Origin of the sequence: Streptomyces sp. NPDC057616, assembly GCF_042800575.1 — a bacterium.
Taxonomy (GTDB): Bacteria; Actinomycetota; Actinomycetes; order Streptomycetales; family Streptomycetaceae; genus Streptomyces.
Genome location: NZ_JBHVGU010000001.1, coordinates 293867 through 311391 on the forward strand (window position 1 = coordinate 293867; position 17525 = coordinate 311391).

Genomic DNA, 17525 nt, shown 5'->3' on the forward strand with positions numbered 1-17525 from the left:
GGGAGGGCGTGACGCCCGTGATGCTTGCCCCCCCCGAGGTGGTGTTTTTTGGTTTCCTTGCGCGGCCGCCGCCACACAAAAACGGTGCGGCCCCGCCCGGTACGAGCCTGTGACGTGGCCGTCCGGGCTCAGACGTTCACGCCGAAGTCCTGCGCGATGCCGCGCAGGCCCGAGGCGTAGCCCTGGCCGATGGCGCGGAACTTCCACTCCGCACCGTGCCGGTAGAGCTCGCCGAAGACCATGGCGGTCTCCGTCGAGGCGTCCTCGGAGAGGTCGTAGCGCGCGATCTCCGCCTCGCCCGCCTGGTTGACGACGCGGATGAACGCGTTGCGCACCTGGCCGAACGACTGCTGGCGGTTCTCGGCGTCGTAGATCGAGACCGGGAAGACGATCTTGTCGACGTCCGCCGGGACGGCCGCGAGGTTGATCTTGATCTGCTCGTCGTCGCCCTCGCCCTCACCGGTGATGTTGTCGCCGGTGTGCTCGACCGAGCCGTCGGGGCTCTTGAGGTTGTTGAAGAAGACGAAGTTGGCGTCGCTGCCGACCTTGCCCGAGGCGTTCAGGAGCAGGGCGCTGGCGTCCAGGTCGAAGTCGGTGCCGGTCGTGGTGCGGACGTCCCACCCCAGACCGACGATGACCGCGGTCAGGCCCGGGGCCTCCTTGGTCAGCGAAACGTTGCCGCCCTTGCTGAGGCTGACTCCCACGAGTCCCTCCATTGGTGTCCAGGGGCGGAGTGCCCCGCCGTGCGTTTGACATCGGATCAACGAGTCGATCCTAGTGAGGGGTTCCCGAACCACGCAGGGCTTGGCACCGAAGAATCACAGGGTGTCGAGCGCCTTGACGTACTCGTTCAGGTCGCGGGCGTCGGGCAGGGCGTTGACGACGGTCCAGCGGACCACGCCCTCCTTGTCGATGACGAAGGTGCCGCGCACCGCGCAGCCCTTGTCCTCGGCGAAGACGCCGTAGGCGCGGCTGGCCTCGCCGTGCGGCCAGAAGTCGCTCAGCAGCGGGTACTCCAGGCCCTCCTGCTCGGCGAAGACGCGCAGGGTGTGGATGGAGTCGTTGGAGACGGCGAGGACCTGGGTGTCGCGGTCGGCGAACTTCGGCAGGTTGTCGCGCACCTCGCACAGCTCACCGGTGCACACGCCGGTGAAGGCGAACGGGTAGAAGAGCAGGACCACGTTCTTCTCGCCACGGAAGTCCGAGAGCTTCACGGTGGCGCCGTGGTTGTCCTTGAGCTCGAAGTCGGGGGCCTTGTCGCCGACCTGGATGGCCATCGCAGTACGTCCCTTTCGGTGGGGCTGTTCGGGTGGCATCCACCCTACGCAGCGATCACCGGGGTACGACGGACGGGCCGGGCGGCGTGCCCGGCCCGTCCGGCGAGGTCACCTCTTGGACTTGGCAGCCTTCGGCGTCACCAGCCGGCTGCCGCTCCAGTCCTTGCCCACGCTGACGCTCTTGGAGGCGGACAGTCCCGCCGTCGTCGCGGCTTCGGAGATGTCGCTCGGCTCCACGTAGCCGTCACGGCCGGTCTTCGGCGTGAGGAGCAGGATCGAGCCACCCTCTTCGATGTACGTGGTGGCGTCCACCAGCGCATCCGTCAGGTCGCCGTCGTCGTCGCGGAACCAGAGCACCACGGCATCGGCGACGTCGTCGTAGTCCTCGTCCACGAGGTCGCTGCCGATGACTTCCTCGATGGACTCGCGGAGTTCCTGGTCTACGTCGTCGTCGTAGCCGATCTCCTGGACCACCTGCTCGGGCTGGAACCCCAGCCTCACGGCAGGGCTCGTCTCCGCGTGGTCCGCGGTCGCGCTCACGGGTTGCCTCCTGATCATGTCTTGGAACGGGGGTTCCCCCGAGCCCGGGGCGGGTTTGGGGGAATCTCAGCCACGCGCGTGCGCGAAGCATTGGCCGTAGTCCACACGGGCGGGACGGATCGCGCAAGTACCCGGCCGTCCAGACCGCCGAAACGGTGACGTTCCTGGCCGTCTCACCGCAACTCCAGGCACGAGGTCGCCGACACGCGTGAGCTACACCACACCTTTGTGCCCCCTTTGCGGCTTTGGGAACCCGAAGTCGCTGAGGTGGGCCTCGGTTACCTCGCAGTAGAGATGACGTTTGCGCGCCCGAGGTACACGATGGGGAACGGTGCAGGGACACCGAAATGCAGCTCGAACAGCCCTCTGACAGGTAAGGATCAGCGTGGCTTCCGGATCCGATCGCAACCCGATCATCATTGGCGGCCTTCCGAGTCAGGTTCCTGACTTCGACCCCGAGGAGACCCAGGAGTGGCTCGACTCCCTCGATGCCGCCGTCGACCAGCGAGGCCGTGAGCGTGCCCGGTATCTGATGCTGCGGCTGATCGAGCGGGCCCGCGAGAAGCGTGTGGCCGTGCCCGAGATGCGCAGCACGGACTACGTCAACACGATCGCGACCAAGGACGAGCCGTTCTTCCCGGGCAACGAGGAGATCGAGCGCAAGATCCTGAACGCGACCCGGTGGAACGCGGCCGTCATGGTCTCGCGCGCCCAGCGCCCCGGGATCGGCGTCGGCGGCCACATCGCGACGTTCGCCTCCTCCGCGTCGCTGTACGACGTGGGCTTCAACCACTTCTTCCGCGGCAAGGACGAGGGCGACGGCGGCGACCAGGTCTTCTTCCAGGGGCACGCCTCCCCGGGCATCTACGCCCGCGCCTACCTGCTCGACCGGCTCAGCGAGGCGCAGCTGGACGGCTTCCGCCAGGAGAAGTCGAAGTACCCCGACGGTCTGTCCAGCTACCCGCACCCGCGCTCGATGCCGGACTTCTGGGAGTTCCCGACGGTCTCCATGGGCCTCGGCCCGATCGGCGCCATCTACCAGGCGCGGATGAACCGCTACATGCACGCGCGCGGGATCGCCGACACCTCGAAGTCGCACGTGTGGGCCTTCCTCGGCGACGGCGAGATGGACGAGCCGGAGTCGCTCGGCCAGCTGTCCATCGCCGCCCGTGAGGGCCTGGACAACCTGACCTTCGTCGTCAACTGCAACCTGCAGCGCCTGGACGGCCCGGTGCGCGGCAACGGCAAGATCATCCAGGAGCTGGAGTCGGTCTTCCGCGGGGCCGGCTGGAACGTCGTCAAGCTGATCTGGGACCGCTCCTGGGACCCGCTGCTGGCCCAGGACCGCGACGGCCTGCTCGTGAACCGGATGAACACCACGCCGGACGGCCAGTTCCAGACGTACGCCACCGAGTCCGGTGGGTACATCCGCGACCACTTCTTCGGCGACGACCAGCGGCTGCGCGCGATGGTCGAGAACATGACCGACGACCAGATCCTGCACCTGGGGCGCGGCGGTCACGACCACAGGAAGATCTTCGCCGCGTTCTCGGCGGCCAAGGCCCACAAGGGCCAGCCGACGGTGATCCTGGCCAAGACGATCAAGGGGTGGACGCTGGGCCCGAACTTCGAGGGCCGCAACGCCACGCACCAGATGAAGAAGCTGACGGTCGACGACCTCAAGGGCTTCCGCGACCGGCTGCACCTGCCGATCTCCGACAAGGAGCTGGAGGGCGGCGCGCCGCCGTACTACCACCCGGGGCGCAGCTCCGAGGAGATCCAGTACATGCACGACCGCCGCAAGGGCTGCGGCGGCTACGTCCCCACGCGCGTGGTGCGCTCCAAGCCGCTCGCGCTGCCGGACGACAAGGCGTACGCGACCGTGAAGAAGGGCTCCGGTCAGCAGTCGATCGCCACCACGATGGCCTTCGTACGACTGCTCAAGGACCTCATGCGGGACAAGGAGCTCGGCAAGCGGTTCGTGCTGATCGCGCCCGACGAGTACCGCACCTTCGGCATGGACTCGTTCTTCCCGAGCGCGAAGATCTACAACCCGCTCGGCCAGCAGTACGAGTCCGTGGACCGCGAACTCCTGCTCGCCTACAAGGAGTCGCCGACCGGCCAGATGCTGCACGACGGCATCTCGGAGGCGGGCTGCACGGCCTCGCTGATCGCGGCGGGCTCGGCCTACGCCACGCACGGCGAGCCGCTGATCCCGGTCTACGTCTTCTACTCGATGTTCGGTTTCCAGCGCACCGGCGATCAGTTCTGGCAGATGGCCGACCAGCTGGCGCGCGGTTTCGTGCTGGGTGCGACCGCCGGCCGTACGACCCTGACCGGTGAGGGGCTGCAGCACGCGGACGGCCACTCGCAGCTGCTCGCCTCGACCAACCCGGCCTGCGTCGCCTACGACCCGGCGTACTCGTACGAGATCGCGCACATCGTGCAGGACGGGCTGCGCCGGATGTACGGCAGCTCCGAGGAGCACCCGCACGGCGAGGACGTCTTCTACTACCTCACCGTCTACAACGAGCCCATCCAGCACCCGGCCGAGCCGGCGAACGTCGACGTCGAGGGCATCGTCAAGGGCGTCCACCGCATCGCCGAGGGCACGTCGGGGTCGATCCCGGCGCAGGTCATCGCCTCGGGCGTGGCCGTGCCGTGGGCGATCGAGGCGCAGCGCATCCTCGCCGAGGACTGGAACGTCAGGGCCGACGTGTGGTCCGCGACGTCCTGGAACGAGCTGCGGCGCGAGGCCGTCGAGGTCGAGCGGCACAACCTGCTGCACCCGGAGGAGGAGCAGCGGGTGCCGTACGTGACGCGGAAGCTGAGCGGGGCCGAGGGCCCGTTCGTGGCCGTTTCCGACTGGATGCGATCGGTCCCGGACCAGATCGCCCGCTGGGTGCCGGGGACGTACCAGTCGCTGGGCGCCGACGGGTTCGGCTTCGCGGACACCCGCGGTGCGGCCCGGCGCTTCTTCCACATCGACGCGGAGTCGATCGTGGTGGCGGTGCTGACGGAGCTGGCCCGCGAGGGCAAGCTCGACCGCTCGGTGCTCAAGCAGGCGATCGACCGGTACCAGCTGCTCGACGTGACGGCGGCGGACCCGGGGGCCGCCGGCGGCGACGCGTAAGCGGTTGCCGGACGAAGGGCGACGGGCCTGCGGGCCCGTCGCCCTTCACGTTTTCCTTACGATGCGGGCATGGAGCAAGAAACGGCGCAAGCACGCTGGGAACACCACACCCAGCGGCCTCTGCTGGCGCTCGCGTTGGTGTTCGCCGTCGCCTACGCCGTGCCGATCGTGGACAGTTCGGCGGGCCATTCGCTGACCGCGGTCTGCACGGTGGTGGAGTGGGTGGTGTGGGGCGCGTTCGCCGCGGACTACGTGGCGCGCCTCGCGCTGGCCGGCGACCGCAAGGACTTCGTCCGCAGGCACTGGCTGGACCTGTGCGCCGTGGTGGTGCCGATCCTCCAGCCGCTGCGGCTGCTGCGCCTGGTCTCGACGCTGCTGCTCGTGGGGCGGCGGGCCCGGATGGCCGAGCAGATCAGGCTGACGACCTACGTCGCCGGGGCGGTCGTCGGACTGCTGATGTTCGGCTCGCTGGCCGTGCTCTCGGTGGAGCGCGACGCACCCGACGGGAACATCCGGACGCTGGGTGACGCGCTGTGGTGGTCCTTCACGACGATGACGACCGTGGGGTACGGGGACCACGCGCCGACCACCGGCCTGGGCCGCATGATCGCCGTCGGACTGATGCTCTCGGGCATCGCCCTGCTCGGTGTGGTGACCGCGAACATCGCCGCGTGGTTCCTCGCCCGGTTCGAGAAGGACGACGTGGAGGAGCGGCGGCAGACGGAGGCCATCGAGGCGCTCACCGAGGAGGTGCGGGCGCTGCGGGCCGAGGTGGCGGAGCTGAGGGCGGCGCCCGTCGAACGGGTCGAGGGATGAGAGCGGGCCCCCGGTCGTCCCACCGGGGGCCCTTCCCTCTCACACTCCCCGGGTCACAGCAGACCGTTGCCCGGGGTGGCCGCTCCGGCGAGCCAGATGATCGCCAGGAGCGTGTCGATGGCGCCCAGTACCAGGGCGACCAGTGCCGGAATGGGACCGGAGCGTGCCCATTGGCGGCCCATTGCGAGCCAGCCGCAGACCATCGCCACGGGGCCGAGGATGATCCCCAGCACGAAGAATCCCGCGACTGCGCAGATGACTCCGATGATTCCGAGCGTTGCGCGATCCGGCCCGGACCGTGACCACGTCCGGCCACGCGAGCGGGGGTGCCTGCGCGTTCCTTGTCCGAAGCCCGCCATCATCAACTCCCTGAACCCCGGGGTCTGTTCGGGGTTCATCACTGCGGGTACCCCCGATCCGCCGCCTAATCCCCGGGCCTCCGGCGCGCTGCCCCCCTCCGGCAGCGCGCCGCAGCACCGGTCGCCCGGGATCCGTACGAACGTGCCTGTGGAACATGCCGTACGGCGGGTGTGACCACTGTGGCCCGCGGTGCGCACCGGGAGCGGCGGATCTTTAGCCTCTTCACCCTGATAGGCGAAGTCGGTTTGAAATCCACCGAGTTGTGTGGGAATGCACCACACCCTCCGCCGGGTCAGATGTGGGCGGCGCCCGCACCCGCCTCCGCGTTCGCACCGCGCTTGGTGAGCAGGGCGACGAAGACCGCCACGGCCGCGACACCGCAGGCGACCAGCGACGCGAGGCTCATGCCGGAGATGAAGGTGTCGTGCGCGACGCCCGCGATCTTCGCGGCGATCGGCTCCGGCGTGCCCTTGGCGACCGGCGCGACGCCGACCTGGACCGCCTCGGAGGCCTGGCCCAGCTGGGCCGGGGTGAGCGGCGGGAGTCCGGCGTCCTTCCAGTTGCCCGCCAGGTCGCTGTCGACCTTGGAGGCCATGACGGCGCCCAGCACCGCCGTACCGAGGCTGCCGCCGATCTGCATCGCCGCCTGCTGGAGACCGCCGGCGACGCCGGAGAGCTCCATCGGGGCGTTGCCGACGATGACCTCGGTGGCGCCGACCATGACCGGCGCGAGGCCGAGGCCGAGCAGGGCGAACCAGATCGACATCACGGCGCTGCCGGTGTCGACCTTCAGCGTCGACATGCCGTACATGGCGACCGCGGTCGCGATCATGCCGCCGGCCAGCGGGACGCGCGGGCCGAGCTTGGTGATCGCGGCGCCCGCCAGCGGCGAGGCGACGATCATCATGCCGGTGAGCGGCAGCAGGTGCAGGCCGGCGTCGATCGGGCTCATCCCGTGCACGTTCTGCAGGTAGAACGTCACGAAGAACAGGCCGCCCATGAACGCGATGGCCATCAGGACCATCAGCACCACGCCCGCCGACAGCGGGACCGAGCGGAACAGGCCGAGCGGGATCAGCGGCTCCCTGACCTTCGTCTCCCAGACGGAGAAGAGGACGAAGCCGACCGCCGAGGCGCCGATGAAGGCCCACGTCTTGCCGTCGCCCCAGCCCCACGCCGGGGCCTTGATCAGGGCCCAGACCAGGCAGAACATCGCGCCGGAGAGCAGCGCGATGCCCAGCAGGTCGAAGGAGCGCGGGGCCTTCTCGGCGCGGTGGTCGCGCAGGATCAGCAGGCCCAGGACCAGTGCGAGGGCGCCGACCGGGACGTTGATGAAGAACACCGACTGCCAGTTGACGTGCTCGACCAGGACGCCGCCGAGGATCGGGCCGCCCGCGGTGGAGGCGCCGATGACCATGCCCCAGATGCCGATCGCCATGTTCAGCTTCTCGGCCGGGAAGGTCGCGCGCAGCAGGCCGAGCGCGGCCGGCATCAGCAGCGCGCCGAACAGGCCCTGCAGGACGCGGAAGGTGACGACCGCGGCGATGCTGCTGGACAGCCCGATGGCACCGGAGGCGGCGGCGAAGCCGGTGACGCCGATCAGGAAGGTCTGGCGGTGCCCGAAGCGGTCGCCGAGCTTGCCCGCGGTGATCAGGGAGACCGCGAGGGCGAGGAAGTACCCGTTGGTGATCCACTGGACGTCGGCGAAGCTCGCCTTGAGGTCCTTCTGGATGGCCGGGTTGGCGATGGCCACGATGGTGCCGTCGAGGGCCACCATCATGACCCCGACGGCGACGGTTATGAGCGTGAACCAGGGGTGGCCGCGCAGCCCGGAGGCCTGCGGCGCGTCCGACGGGGCTGCTGGTGCCTTGTCCCCCGGCCCCGTCGTGTCGATGGTGGTCTGACTAGTCATGCGTTCGAGGCTAATGACAGCCGCTGACAATTGACAAACCAAATCACAAGTCAGTAACTGACGCGTATGGAAACACTCCGCGAACGCAAGAAGCAGCGCACCCGGGACGCACTGCTGCGGGCCGCCGTCGAACTGTTCACCACGCGCGGCTACGAGCGGACGACCGTCGACGAGATCGCCGAGGCCGTCGACGTCTCGCAGCGCACCTTCTTCCGCTACTTCGCCGGCAAGGAGGAGGCCGCCCTGGCCCTCCAGGAGCTGGCCGTGGCGCGGTTCGTCGCGGCCGTGCGCGAGCGGCCGGCCGGCGAGGCGCCGATGGAGGCGCTGCGCCAGGCGGTCCTGGAGGGGTGGGACACGCTCGGCGAGGTCATCGAATCCGTCGTTCCCGTCGAGCTGTACCTGCGCATGTACCGGGTGATCGAGTCGACGCCGGTGCTGCTCGCCGCGCACCTGCGGCGCAACGAGGAGATCGAGGACACACTGGCGCGCGTGCTGGCCGCGCGCGAGGGCGTCGACGTGGACGCCGACCCGCGGCCGCGGCTGGCCGTGGCGGTGTTCGGCGGGGTGATGCGGGTGACGGAGCGGCGCTGGAGCGCGGGCGGGGACCTCGGCCTGGACGCGATGCGCGCGTTGACGATCGCGTACCTCGAACAGGTGGGACCCGCCCTTACACAGAACTGGCGGACAACCTGATACACATACGGACACGCCGAGGTCATCACCGCGTTATCGAAACGTGATCCCTGTCACTCGGCTCACGCGAGACCCGCCCGTTCTCCTAGTGTGTCCTCCCAGTGACTTCTTTCGAAACTCCCCCGCAACTGAGCGTCGGGCGAGCACTGCTCGCCCTGGCGGTCGTGTTCGTCATGCTGGCCACCACCGGCTGGACGGCCCTGCGCAGCCATCGTGTGGACACGCCGCTCCAGGCGTCGGTCTCCTCCTGGCAGCACGGCCGCATCCACGGACACCACCTGCCGGACGCCGACGCCTCCCCCGCCCGCCTGGCCCGCTTCTTCGCCTCGCTCACCGCCCAGGAGCGCACGCACCTCGCGCACCGCTACTCCCTGGCGGTCGGCAACATGAACGGCGCCCCCGTCGAGCTGCGCTACCGCGCCAACCACCACGCGCTCGCCGAGCAGCGCAAGGTCGAGCTCAAGCGCATGCACGACAGCCGTCTGTCGCCCACCGGGCAGCAGGACGCGGGCCGCCGTATGCACCGCTACGAGGCGCTGATGAGCGGCGACCGGCACATCCTCGCCTTCGACCCCGCGGGGGCGGGGCGGGTCGCGGAGGTGTTCGGGGATCTCGACAAGGCCGAGCGCGTGTCGGTCGTCGTCCCCGGTGTCGACACCGACCTGCTCACCTTCCAGAAGACCAACCGCCAGTACTCGGCACCGGTCGGCATGGCCAAGTCGCTCTACGGCGCCGAGCAGGAGGCGAGCCCCTCCACGCGTACCGCCGTGATCGCCTGGGCCGACTACACCGCGCCCGCCGGGCTCGGCATCGAGTCGGCGACGGCGATGCGCGCCGAGGACGGCGCGGTGCGGCTCAACGCCCTCGTGCGCAGCCTGCCCGGCAAGGCGCCGGTGTCGCTGTTCTGCCACAGCTACGGCTCCGTGGTGTGCGGGGTCGCGGCGCACGAGCTGCCGCGCCGAGTGGCCGACATCGCCGTGGCCGCCAGCCCCGGCATGCGCGTGGAGAACGCCACCCACCTGCGCACCTCCGCCCAGGTGTGGGCGATGCGGGACGCCACGGACTGGATCCAGGACGTGCCGTACATGGAGGTCGGCGGGCTGGGCCACGGGGCCGACCCGGTGTCGGCCGGGTTCGGCGCGCGGGTGCTGTCGGCGCAGGGTGCGAAGGGACACGCCGGCTACTTCGAGCCGGGCACGCAGAGTCTGGAGAACTTCGCCGAGATCGGTGTTGGCGCATACCGCTCGGTGCACTGTGCACGGGACGACGGCGCGTGCCGGACGGGTTTGTCCGGCGCCGCCGCCGTCGGACGCGCGTAGAGGCGCAGAAACTGCGGTCTGCGCAGGGTGGCGACGAAAGAGCAGGACCCGCATACGATGAGCCGCATGGGTGACGTACTGGCCGGATTTCATGCCGCCTGGGAGTTCGAGTCCGACTCCGTGCTCATCCGCTACGAACGGGGGATTCGAACACCCAAGCTCTTCCAGGCACTGGGTGAGCGCCGTGTTCCGATCGAGGCGATCTCCGGGGTGACGCTGGCCCCCGGCAGACGCGGCACGGTCGTCCTGCGCGCCGAGCTGCGGCCCGGCGCCGATCCCCTCCTGGAGGCGGCCGCGGGGCAGCTGAAGGAGGGGTGCGACCCGTACCGGCTGGTGCTGCCCGAGGAGCGCGAGACCCTCGCCGAGTACTACGCCGACGAGCTGCGGACCCGGCTGAAGGACGACGGCGAGCCCGCCGAGCGCCATCTGGTGGACGCCCCCGAGGCGCCCCGCCAGTTCAAGGCGTACGACGCGAAGGCGTCCTTCGACGGCAGGACCGTGAACTTCCGCTGGTTCTGGACGGGCGCGTCGTCGGCGAAGTGGAAGGCGGGCGACCAGAGCTTCCCGGTCGCCGAGCTCAGCGGGGTCGAGTGGCGCTCCCCCGAGGTCTTCGAGGGACATCTGCGGCTGATACGCCGTGACGGTTGCTCGGCGCCCGCGCAGCCCGACCAGGATCCGGCCGCCGTGGTCTTCGGGCTCGGGTACGGGCCGGTCCACGAGTCGCTCCCGTTCGCCGCCGCCGTCCTGGCCGCGGTGCGGCAGAACGGCGCGGCGGCGGTGCCCTCCGGGCCGGTGCGGCGCGACCCCGCCGACATCGCCGACCGCATCCGTCATCTCGGGGAGCTGCACCAGGCGGGGCTGGTGACGGACGAGGAGTTCTCGGTGAAGAAGGCCGAGCTGCTCGCCGAGCTCTAGGGCCGGAAGGACCGGCCCTGGCTCACTCCCGGCCCGCGGACGTGAACGTCATGTCCGCGTACCGCTCGCCCGCGACCTTGGCCGCGATCGGCTCCAGGAGGGCCAGTTCCGCCTCCGTGAGGACGATATGGGTGGCCGCCGCGTTCTCCTCCACGCGGGTGGGCTTGCGGGTGCCGGGGATCGGGATCACCGGCAGGCCGTGGACGGCCGACCGCTGCTGGACCCAGGCCAGGGCGATCTGGCCCGGCGACGCGTCGTGGGCCTCGGCCACCGAGCGGACCGGCTCCAGCAGGGCCGCGTTGGCGGCGGCGTTGTCACCGGTGAAGCGGGGCTGCTGACGGCGGAAGTCGTCCGAGGACAGCTCCTTGTCGGCGTTGGTGAACGAGCCGGTGAGGAAGCCGCGGCCGAGCGGGGAGTACGGCACCAGGGCCACACCCAGCTCACGCGCGGCCGGCACCACGTTCGCCTCGATGTCCCGGCTGAACAGCGACCACTCGGACTGCACCGCGGCGATGGGGTGCACGGCCTGGGCCGCATGCAGCTCCTGCGCCGTGACCTCGCTCAGGCCCAGGTGCTTGACCTTGCCCTCGCGCACCAGCTCGGCCATGGTCGCGACGGTCTCCTCGATCGGCACGTTCACATCGCGCCGGTGCATGTAGTAGAGGTCGATCACGTCGACGTCGAGGCGCTTCAGGCTCGCCTCGACGGCCTGCCGGATGTACGGCGCGTCGTTGCGGATGACGCGGCGGGTGGGGTCGTCCGCCGGGATCGACAGGGCGAACTTGGTCGCGATGACCAGCCGGTCGCGGTGGGACTTGAAGAACGGCGACAGGAACTTCTCGTTCTCGCCCATGCCGTAGGCGTCCGCGGTGTCGTACAGCGTGACGCCCAGCTCCAGGGCCCGCTCCAGGGTGGCGCGCGAGGCCTTCGCGTCGACCGGGCCGTAGGCGAAGCTCATGCCCATGCAGCCCAGGCCCTGTACGCCGACCTCCGGGCCGGTCGCGCCGAGCCGTGCGGTCGGAATCGTGCTGTCCGTCATCGAACCTTCTCTGCCTCGTAGGCGCGGGCGCGGTCGGCGTCCGCATAGAAACTGATCTTCCGGTCGAGCACCGCGAGGGTGTCCTGGAGCTCGGCGATCCGGGTCAGCACGTCCCTGCGGGTGGCCTCCAGCAGCTCGAAGCGCTGGCCGAAGGTGTGGTCGCCCTCGCGCACCAGCTCCGCGTACCGCACCATGTCGGCGACCGGCATGCCGGTGAGCCGGAGCTTGCCGACGAGGTCCAGCCAGTCGAGGTCGCGGTTGCTGTAGCGCCGCTGACCGGTGTGCGAGCGGTCGACGTGCGGCATCAGACCGATCCGCTCGTACCAGCGCAGGGTGTGCGCGGTCAGCCCGGTGAAGGCGACGACCTCGCTGATCGTGTAGCTGTCCTGTCCTTCGGGGCGCCTGTGCGGGTGGGGTGGGGCGCCGCAGGCGTCGGTCCTGGTGGGCGTGGTCTCCATCACCGTCATGCCCTCAACGCTATGGCCTTGGAGTGCACTCCAAGCAAGCGGAAGAGGTAAGAAATCGGCGGGCCGCACCCCCGGGAGCGGCGGGCGCACCCCTGGGTGCTCCCGGTCCGCCCGGCCGCTTAGGCTCGTCGGCATGTCCTTGCAGAGCCTCGCGTTGATCGAAAACTGGCCGGTTCCCGCTGCCGCGGCGGGCGTGGTGCGTGCCGACGGGACGGTCCTCGGTACCCACGGACCCGTCGACCGGCGCTTTCCGCTGGCCTCGGTCACCAAGCCGCTCGCAGCGTACGCCGCCCTCGTCGCGTACGAGGAGGGGGCGATCGAGCTCGACGAGCCGGCCGGCCCCGCGGGCTCCACGGTGCGCCATCTGCTCGCCCACACCTCGGGCCTCGCCTTCGACGAGCACCGGGTGACGGCCCCGCCCGGGGAGCGCCGGCTGTACTCCAACGCCGGCTTCGAGCAGCTCGGCGACCACATCGCGAAGGCGGCGGACATGCCGTTCGCGGAGTATCTGCGCCAGGCGGTCCTCGAACCGCTCGGCATGACGGGGACGTCGCTGGAGGGCTCCCCGGCGAAGGACGGCGTCTCGACGGTGGCGGACCTGCTGCGGTTCGCGGCCGAGATCCAGGCACCGCGCCTGCTGGATCCGCGCACGGTCGCCGAGACGATGACGGTGCAGTACCCGGGCACCAAGGGCGTCCTGCCGGGCTACGGCCACCAGAACCCGAACGACTGGGGCCTCGGCTTCGAGATCCGCGACTCCAAGTCGCCGCACTGGACGGGCGGTTCCTCCTCGCCGCGCACCTTCGGCCACTTCGGCCAGTCGGGCACGTTCCTGTGGATCGACCCCGACGCGGGCATCGCGTGCACGGCCCTGACGGACCGGGCCTTCGGGCCGTGGGCCGTGGAGGCGTGGCCGGCGTTCACGGACGCGGTGCTGGCGGAAACCCGCTGATCCCCGGTCCCCGCGCCCCTCGAAAAGCCAGTCAGTCCCCCGCCATCTCCCACATCAGCAGCTCCGCCTCCGTCAGGGCCTCCGCCTCCAGGTGCTTGGCGTCCGTGATGCGGGCCGCGTCGCCCTGCGTCAGCCGCTCGGCATCGAGCTGGACGCCGCCGCGCACGACGTGGACGTAGACGTGGGCGGCGTCCGGGACCGCCGTCCGCTCCCCGGCCCGCAGGCGGCGGACGTGCAGCATCGCGCCCGCCTCCGGGACCGCGTACGGCGTCGAGTCGGCGATGCCGTGGACGATCTCGTAGGCGGGGTCGCCGCCCGGCTCGCGGGGGGCCAGCCACATCTGCACGAAGACCAGCGGCCGGTCGTCGTCGTTGCGCTCCACGTGCCGTACGCCCGCCGCGGAGCTCAGGCGCTGCACGTCGCCGGGGCGCACCACGGTCCGGTGGCCCGCGGAGTCGCGGTGCGTCAGCTCGCCCTCGACCACCCAGGTCACGATCTCCGTGTGGCTGTGCGGGTGTTCGTCGAAGCCGGCGCCGGGGGCCAGCCGCTCCTCGTTGCAGGCGATCATCGCGCCGAAGCGGAGGTTGTCGGGGTCGTAGTGCGGGCCGAAGGAGAAGGCGTGCCGGGACTCGATACCGGCCGCCGCGTCGCCTCCCGGATAGCGCTCCGCAGCGCGCCGTACGTCCATCACGCACCCCACGGTAGCGGCGCGCGAACCCCGCCGTGGGGCGCACCGGCGACCCGGCGACGCGCACTCCCGTCCGGATAAGGCAGTCTTGTCCCGTGCCCGAACCCGAAACGAGCAAGCCCGAAACCGTTGCTCCCGATGTGCACCCGCATGCCGGAACCCTGAAGCGACTGGAGAAGTCCTCCGGTTCCCTCGCCGCGCAGGCCATCGCGCGCATGGACGAGACGCTGTCGTGGTACCGGGCGATGCCGCCGGAGAACCGTTCCTGGATCGGGTTGGTGGCGCAGGCCGGTATCGCCGCCTTCACCGAGTGGTTCCGGCATCCCGACGCCCCCCAGGCCATCTCGACGGACGTGTTCGGCACGGCCCCGCGCGAGCTGACCCGGGCGATCACCCTGCGGCAGACCGTGGAGATGGTGCGCACCACCATCGAGGTCATGGAGAGCGCCATCGACGAGGTGGCGGCTCCCGGCGACGAGAGGGTGCTGCGCGAGGCGCTGCTCGTCTACGCCCGCGAGATCGCCTTCGCCACCGCCCAGGTCTACGCCCAGGCCGCCGAGGCACGCGGTGCCTGGGACGCCCGGCTGGAGTCCCTCGTCGTCAACGCCGTGCTCAGCGGCGAGGCCGACGAGGGCGCGGTCAGCAGGGCCGCCGCCCTGGGCTGGAACGCGCCCGAGCATGTGTGCGTCGTCCTCGGGACCGCGCCCGACGGGGACTCCGAGCTGACCGTGGAGGCCATCCGGCGCGCCGCCCGGCACGCCAAGCTCCAGGTGCTCACCGGCGTGCTCGGCGACCGCCTCGTGGTCATCGCCGGCGGCAGCGACAACCCGCTCGGCGTGGCCAAGTCGCTGATCGGCCCGTACGCCGCAGGGCCCGTCGTGGCCGGTCCCGTGGTGGCCGATCTGCTCACCGCGACCCGCTCCGCGCAGGCCGCCGCCGCCGGCCTCAAGGCGTGTTTCGCCTGGCAGGACGCCCCGCGGCCGGTGCTCGCCGACGATCTGCTGCCGGAGCGCGCCATCGCCGGCGACCCGAGCGCGCGCGAGCAGCTGGTGGAGGAGATCTACAGACCACTGGAGGAGGCCGGATCCGCGCTCCTGGAGACGCTCGCGGTCTATCTGGAGCAGGCGAGCAGTCTGGAGGGCGCCGCGCGGATGCTCTTCGTTCACCCCAACACCGTGCGCTACCGGCTCCGACGTGTGACTGACGTCACCGGCTGGTCGCCTTCCGATGTACGCTCCGCCTTCACGCTGCGGATCGCGCTGATCCTGGGGCGTCTGGCCGACGGAGATCTCCCGGCCTAGGCTTTTGTCGGGGGCCTACAAAACCCCCTCGTGTTCTTCGTCCCTGTCCCCACGGGCGGCTTGGGCCGCCCTCAAGAGAGAGTGTGAGAGTGCTCGTACTCGTCGCTCCCGGCCAGGGCGCCCAGACGCCCGGCTTCCTGACCCCCTGGCTCGAACTGCCCGGCGCCACCGACCGTGTCGGTGCCTGGTCCGATGCCATCGGACTGGACCTCGCCCACTACGGCACCCAGGCCGACGCGGACGCCATCCGCGACACCGCGGTGGCCCAGCCGCTGCTGGTCGCCGCCGGCATCCTGTCCGCCGCGGCACTCGGTGCCGTGACGCCGGGCGCCGTCGCCGGTCACAGCGTCGGCGAGATCACCGCCGCGTCCTTCGCCGGCGTCCTCGACGACACGGCCGCGCTGACCCTCGTACGCAAGCGCGGTCTGGCGATGGCCGAGGCGGCCGCGATCACCGAGACCGGCATGTCGGCGCTGCTGGGCGGCGACCCCGAGGTCTCCGTCGCGCACCTGGAGAAGCTGGGCCTGACGCCGGCGAACGTCAACGGCGCGGGCCAGATCGTCGCCGCGGGCACGCTGGAGCAGCTCGCCGCGCTGAACGAGGACAAGCCCGAGGGCGTCCGCAAGGTGGTCCCGCTGAAGGTCGCCGGCGCCTTCCACACGCACCACATGGCCCCCGCGGTCGACAAGCTCGCCGAGGCCGCCAAGGAGCTCGTGCCCGCCGACCCGCGGCTCACCTACGTCTCCAACAAGGACGGTCGGACCGTCGCCACCGGCGCCGAGATCGTCGAGCGGCTGGTCGGCCAGGTCGCCAACCCGGTCCGCTGGGATCTGTGCATGGAGACCTTCAAGGAGCTCGGCGTGACCGCGATCATCGAGGTCTCCCCCGGCGGCACGCTGGTCGGCCTCGCCAAGCGCGCGCTGCCGGGTGTGCAGACCCTGGCGCTGAAGACCCCCGACGACCTCGACGCGGCCCGCGCGCTCATCGCCGCAGCATCTGATTCTGCTGCTGCCGCAGCGGGCGCCGAAGCCTGAGCCCTAAGGAGCCGTACGAACATGTCGAAGATCAAGCCCAGCAAGGGTGCCCCGTACGCGCGCATCCTCGGCGTGGGCGGCTACCGCCCGACCCGGGTGGTGCCCAACGAGGTGATCCTCGAGAAGATCGACTCGTCCGACGAGTGGATCCGTTCGCGCTCCGGCATCGAGACCCGCCACTGGGCCTCGGACGAGGAGACCGTGGCCGCGATGTCGATCGAGGCCTCCGGCAAGGCGATCGCCGACGCCGGTATCTCCGCCGAGCAGATCGGCGGCGTGATCGTCTCGACCGTCTCGCACTTCCGCCAGACCCCGGCCGTCGCCACCGAGATCGCCGACAAGCTCGGCACGGCCAAGGCCGCCGCCTTCGACATCTCGGCGGGCTGCGCCGGCTTCGGCTACGGCCTCACGCTCGCCAAGGGCATGATCGTCGAGGGGTCCGCGCAGTACGTCCTCGTCATCGGCGTGGAGCGGCTGTCCGACCTCACCGACCTGGAGGACCGCGCCACGGCCTTCCTGTTCGGCGACGGCGCGGGCGCCGTCGTGGTGGGCCCGGCCGAGGAGCCGCACATCGGCCCGACCGTCTGGGGCTCCGAGGGCGACAAGTCCGAGACGATCAAGCAGACCGTGCCGTGGAACGAGTTCCAGATCGGCAACGCGTCCAACCTGCCCCTCGACAGCGAGGGCAACGTCAAGTTCCCTGCGATCACGCAGGAGGGCCAGGCGGTGTTCCGCTGGGCCGTGTTCGAGATGGCGAAGGTCGCCCAGCAGGCGCTGGACGCGGCCGGAATCACCCCGGACGACCTGGACGTCTTCATTCCCCACCAGGCCAACGAGCGGATCATCGACTCGATGGTGAAGACGCTGAAACTGCCGGAGCACGTCACGGTCGCGCGTGACGTACGCACCACCGGCAACACCTCGGCCGCCTCGATTCCGCTCGCGATGGAGCGGCTCCTGGCGACCGGCGAGGCGAAGAGCGGCGACACCGCGCTCGTCATCGGCTTCGGGGCGGGTCTCGTGTATGCCGCGACGGTCGTTACTCTCCCCTAGGCACTCCGTGCCGGGCCGGGGCCACC

At 70.5% G+C, this 17525-nt stretch carries 17 protein-coding genes; 9 read left to right on the forward strand and 8 right to left on the reverse strand.

Annotated features, from left to right (window positions below; translation table 11 throughout):
• Nucleotides 1-128: 128 nt before the first annotated feature.
• From ACFU97_RS01370 to ACFU97_RS01380, 3 genes are all read right to left on the reverse strand, one after another.
• Nucleotides 129-704: a calcium homeostasis/redox stress adaptation protein gene (locus ACFU97_RS01370; RefSeq protein ID WP_384249250.1), complete on the reverse strand. Its 576-nt coding sequence runs from the start codon at nucleotides 702-704 to the stop codon at nucleotides 129-131.
• Nucleotides 705-818: 114 nt separating this feature from the next.
• The gene (locus ACFU97_RS01375) at nucleotides 819-1277 is read right to left on the reverse strand and encodes a peroxiredoxin (RefSeq protein WP_384249253.1); all 459 of its coding nucleotides are present in this window, start codon (nucleotides 1275-1277) and stop codon (nucleotides 819-821) included.
• 108 nt (nucleotides 1278-1385) lie between these two features.
• Nucleotides 1386-1817 (reverse strand): DUF3052 domain-containing protein, encoded by a 432-nt coding sequence (locus ACFU97_RS01380; protein ID WP_181362360.1) that lies wholly within the window; start codon nucleotides 1815-1817, stop codon nucleotides 1386-1388.
• Nucleotides 1818-2202: 385 nt separating this feature from the next.
• On the opposite strand from ACFU97_RS01380, the gene aceE reads away from it, so the two are divergent.
• Both aceE and ACFU97_RS01390 read left to right on the forward strand, forming a co-directional pair.
• Nucleotides 2203-4950: a pyruvate dehydrogenase (acetyl-transferring), homodimeric type gene (gene aceE / locus ACFU97_RS01385; protein ID WP_384249257.1), complete on the forward strand. Its 2748-nt coding sequence runs from the start codon at nucleotides 2203-2205 to the stop codon at nucleotides 4948-4950.
• Nucleotides 4951-5019: 69 nt separating this feature from the next.
• Nucleotides 5020-5766, forward strand: a complete 747-nt coding sequence (locus ACFU97_RS01390) for a potassium channel family protein (RefSeq protein WP_384249260.1) — start codon at nucleotides 5020-5022, stop codon at nucleotides 5764-5766.
• Nucleotides 5767-5819: 53 nt separating this feature from the next.
• Here ACFU97_RS01390 and ACFU97_RS01395 read toward each other — a convergent pair whose 3' ends face one another.
• Nucleotides 5820-6128: a small hydrophobic protein gene (locus ACFU97_RS01395; protein ID WP_384249494.1), complete on the reverse strand. Its 309-nt coding sequence runs from the start codon at nucleotides 6126-6128 to the stop codon at nucleotides 5820-5822.
• A 290-nt stretch (nucleotides 6129-6418) separates the two neighbouring features.
• Nucleotides 6419-8038 (reverse strand): MFS transporter, encoded by a 1620-nt coding sequence (locus tag ACFU97_RS01400; RefSeq protein ID WP_384249262.1) that lies wholly within the window; start codon nucleotides 8036-8038, stop codon nucleotides 6419-6421.
• 66 nt (nucleotides 8039-8104) lie between these two features.
• Here ACFU97_RS01400 and ACFU97_RS01405 point away from each other — a divergent pair, with 66 nt between their 5' ends.
• The 3 genes from ACFU97_RS01405 to ACFU97_RS01415 all read left to right on the forward strand — a co-directional run bounded on the left by ACFU97_RS01405 (nucleotide 8105) and on the right by ACFU97_RS01415 (nucleotide 10965).
• On the forward strand, nucleotides 8105-8731 hold the full coding sequence (locus tag ACFU97_RS01405; RefSeq protein ID WP_384249265.1) for a TetR family transcriptional regulator: 627 nt from the start codon (nucleotides 8105-8107) through the stop codon (nucleotides 8729-8731).
• Nucleotides 8732-8832: 101 nt separating this feature from the next.
• Entirely contained in the window at nucleotides 8833-10050 is a 1218-nt protein-coding gene (locus ACFU97_RS01410; protein WP_384249268.1) for an alpha/beta hydrolase, read from the forward strand.
• A gap of 57 nt (nucleotides 10051-10107) precedes the next feature.
• Nucleotides 10108-10965 (forward strand): DUF4429 domain-containing protein, encoded by an 858-nt coding sequence (locus ACFU97_RS01415; protein ID WP_384249271.1) that lies wholly within the window; start codon nucleotides 10108-10110, stop codon nucleotides 10963-10965.
• A 22-nt stretch (nucleotides 10966-10987) separates the two neighbouring features.
• Here ACFU97_RS01415 and ACFU97_RS01420 read toward each other — a convergent pair whose 3' ends face one another.
• Together ACFU97_RS01420 and ACFU97_RS01425 are read right to left on the reverse strand one after the other, a co-directional pair.
• Nucleotides 10988-12004, reverse strand: coding sequence for an aldo/keto reductase (locus ACFU97_RS01420; protein ID WP_384249274.1), 1017 nt, complete (start codon nucleotides 12002-12004; stop codon nucleotides 10988-10990).
• On the reverse strand, nucleotides 12001-12471 hold the full coding sequence (locus tag ACFU97_RS01425; protein ID WP_384249277.1) for a MerR family transcriptional regulator: 471 nt from the start codon (nucleotides 12469-12471) through the stop codon (nucleotides 12001-12003). The genes ACFU97_RS01420 and ACFU97_RS01425 overlap by 4 nt, the downstream gene beginning before the upstream one ends.
• Before the next feature lie 133 nt (nucleotides 12472-12604).
• Between ACFU97_RS01425 and ACFU97_RS01430 the strand changes: the two genes are divergently transcribed.
• Entirely contained in the window at nucleotides 12605-13423 is an 819-nt protein-coding gene (locus tag ACFU97_RS01430; RefSeq protein ID WP_384249280.1) for a serine hydrolase domain-containing protein, read from the forward strand.
• Nucleotides 13424-13454: 31 nt separating this feature from the next.
• Here ACFU97_RS01430 and ACFU97_RS01435 read toward each other — a convergent pair whose 3' ends face one another.
• Nucleotides 13455-14111 (reverse strand): pirin family protein, encoded by a 657-nt coding sequence (locus tag ACFU97_RS01435; RefSeq protein WP_384249497.1) that lies wholly within the window; start codon nucleotides 14109-14111, stop codon nucleotides 13455-13457.
• Nucleotides 14112-14206: 95 nt separating this feature from the next.
• On the opposite strand from ACFU97_RS01435, the gene ACFU97_RS01440 reads away from it, so the two are divergent.
• The 3 genes from ACFU97_RS01440 (at nucleotide 14207) to ACFU97_RS01450 (ending at nucleotide 17499) form a co-directional block, all read left to right on the forward strand.
• On the forward strand, nucleotides 14207-15412 hold the full coding sequence (locus ACFU97_RS01440; protein WP_384249283.1) for a PucR family transcriptional regulator: 1206 nt from the start codon (nucleotides 14207-14209) through the stop codon (nucleotides 15410-15412).
• 89 nt (nucleotides 15413-15501) lie between these two features.
• On the forward strand, nucleotides 15502-16446 hold the full coding sequence (locus tag ACFU97_RS01445; protein WP_384249286.1) for an ACP S-malonyltransferase: 945 nt from the start codon (nucleotides 15502-15504) through the stop codon (nucleotides 16444-16446).
• Between the two features lie 21 nt (nucleotides 16447-16467).
• On the forward strand, nucleotides 16468-17499 hold the full coding sequence (locus ACFU97_RS01450) for a ketoacyl-ACP synthase III (RefSeq protein WP_384249289.1): 1032 nt from the start codon (nucleotides 16468-16470) through the stop codon (nucleotides 17497-17499).
• Nucleotides 17500-17525 lie beyond the last annotated feature (26 nt).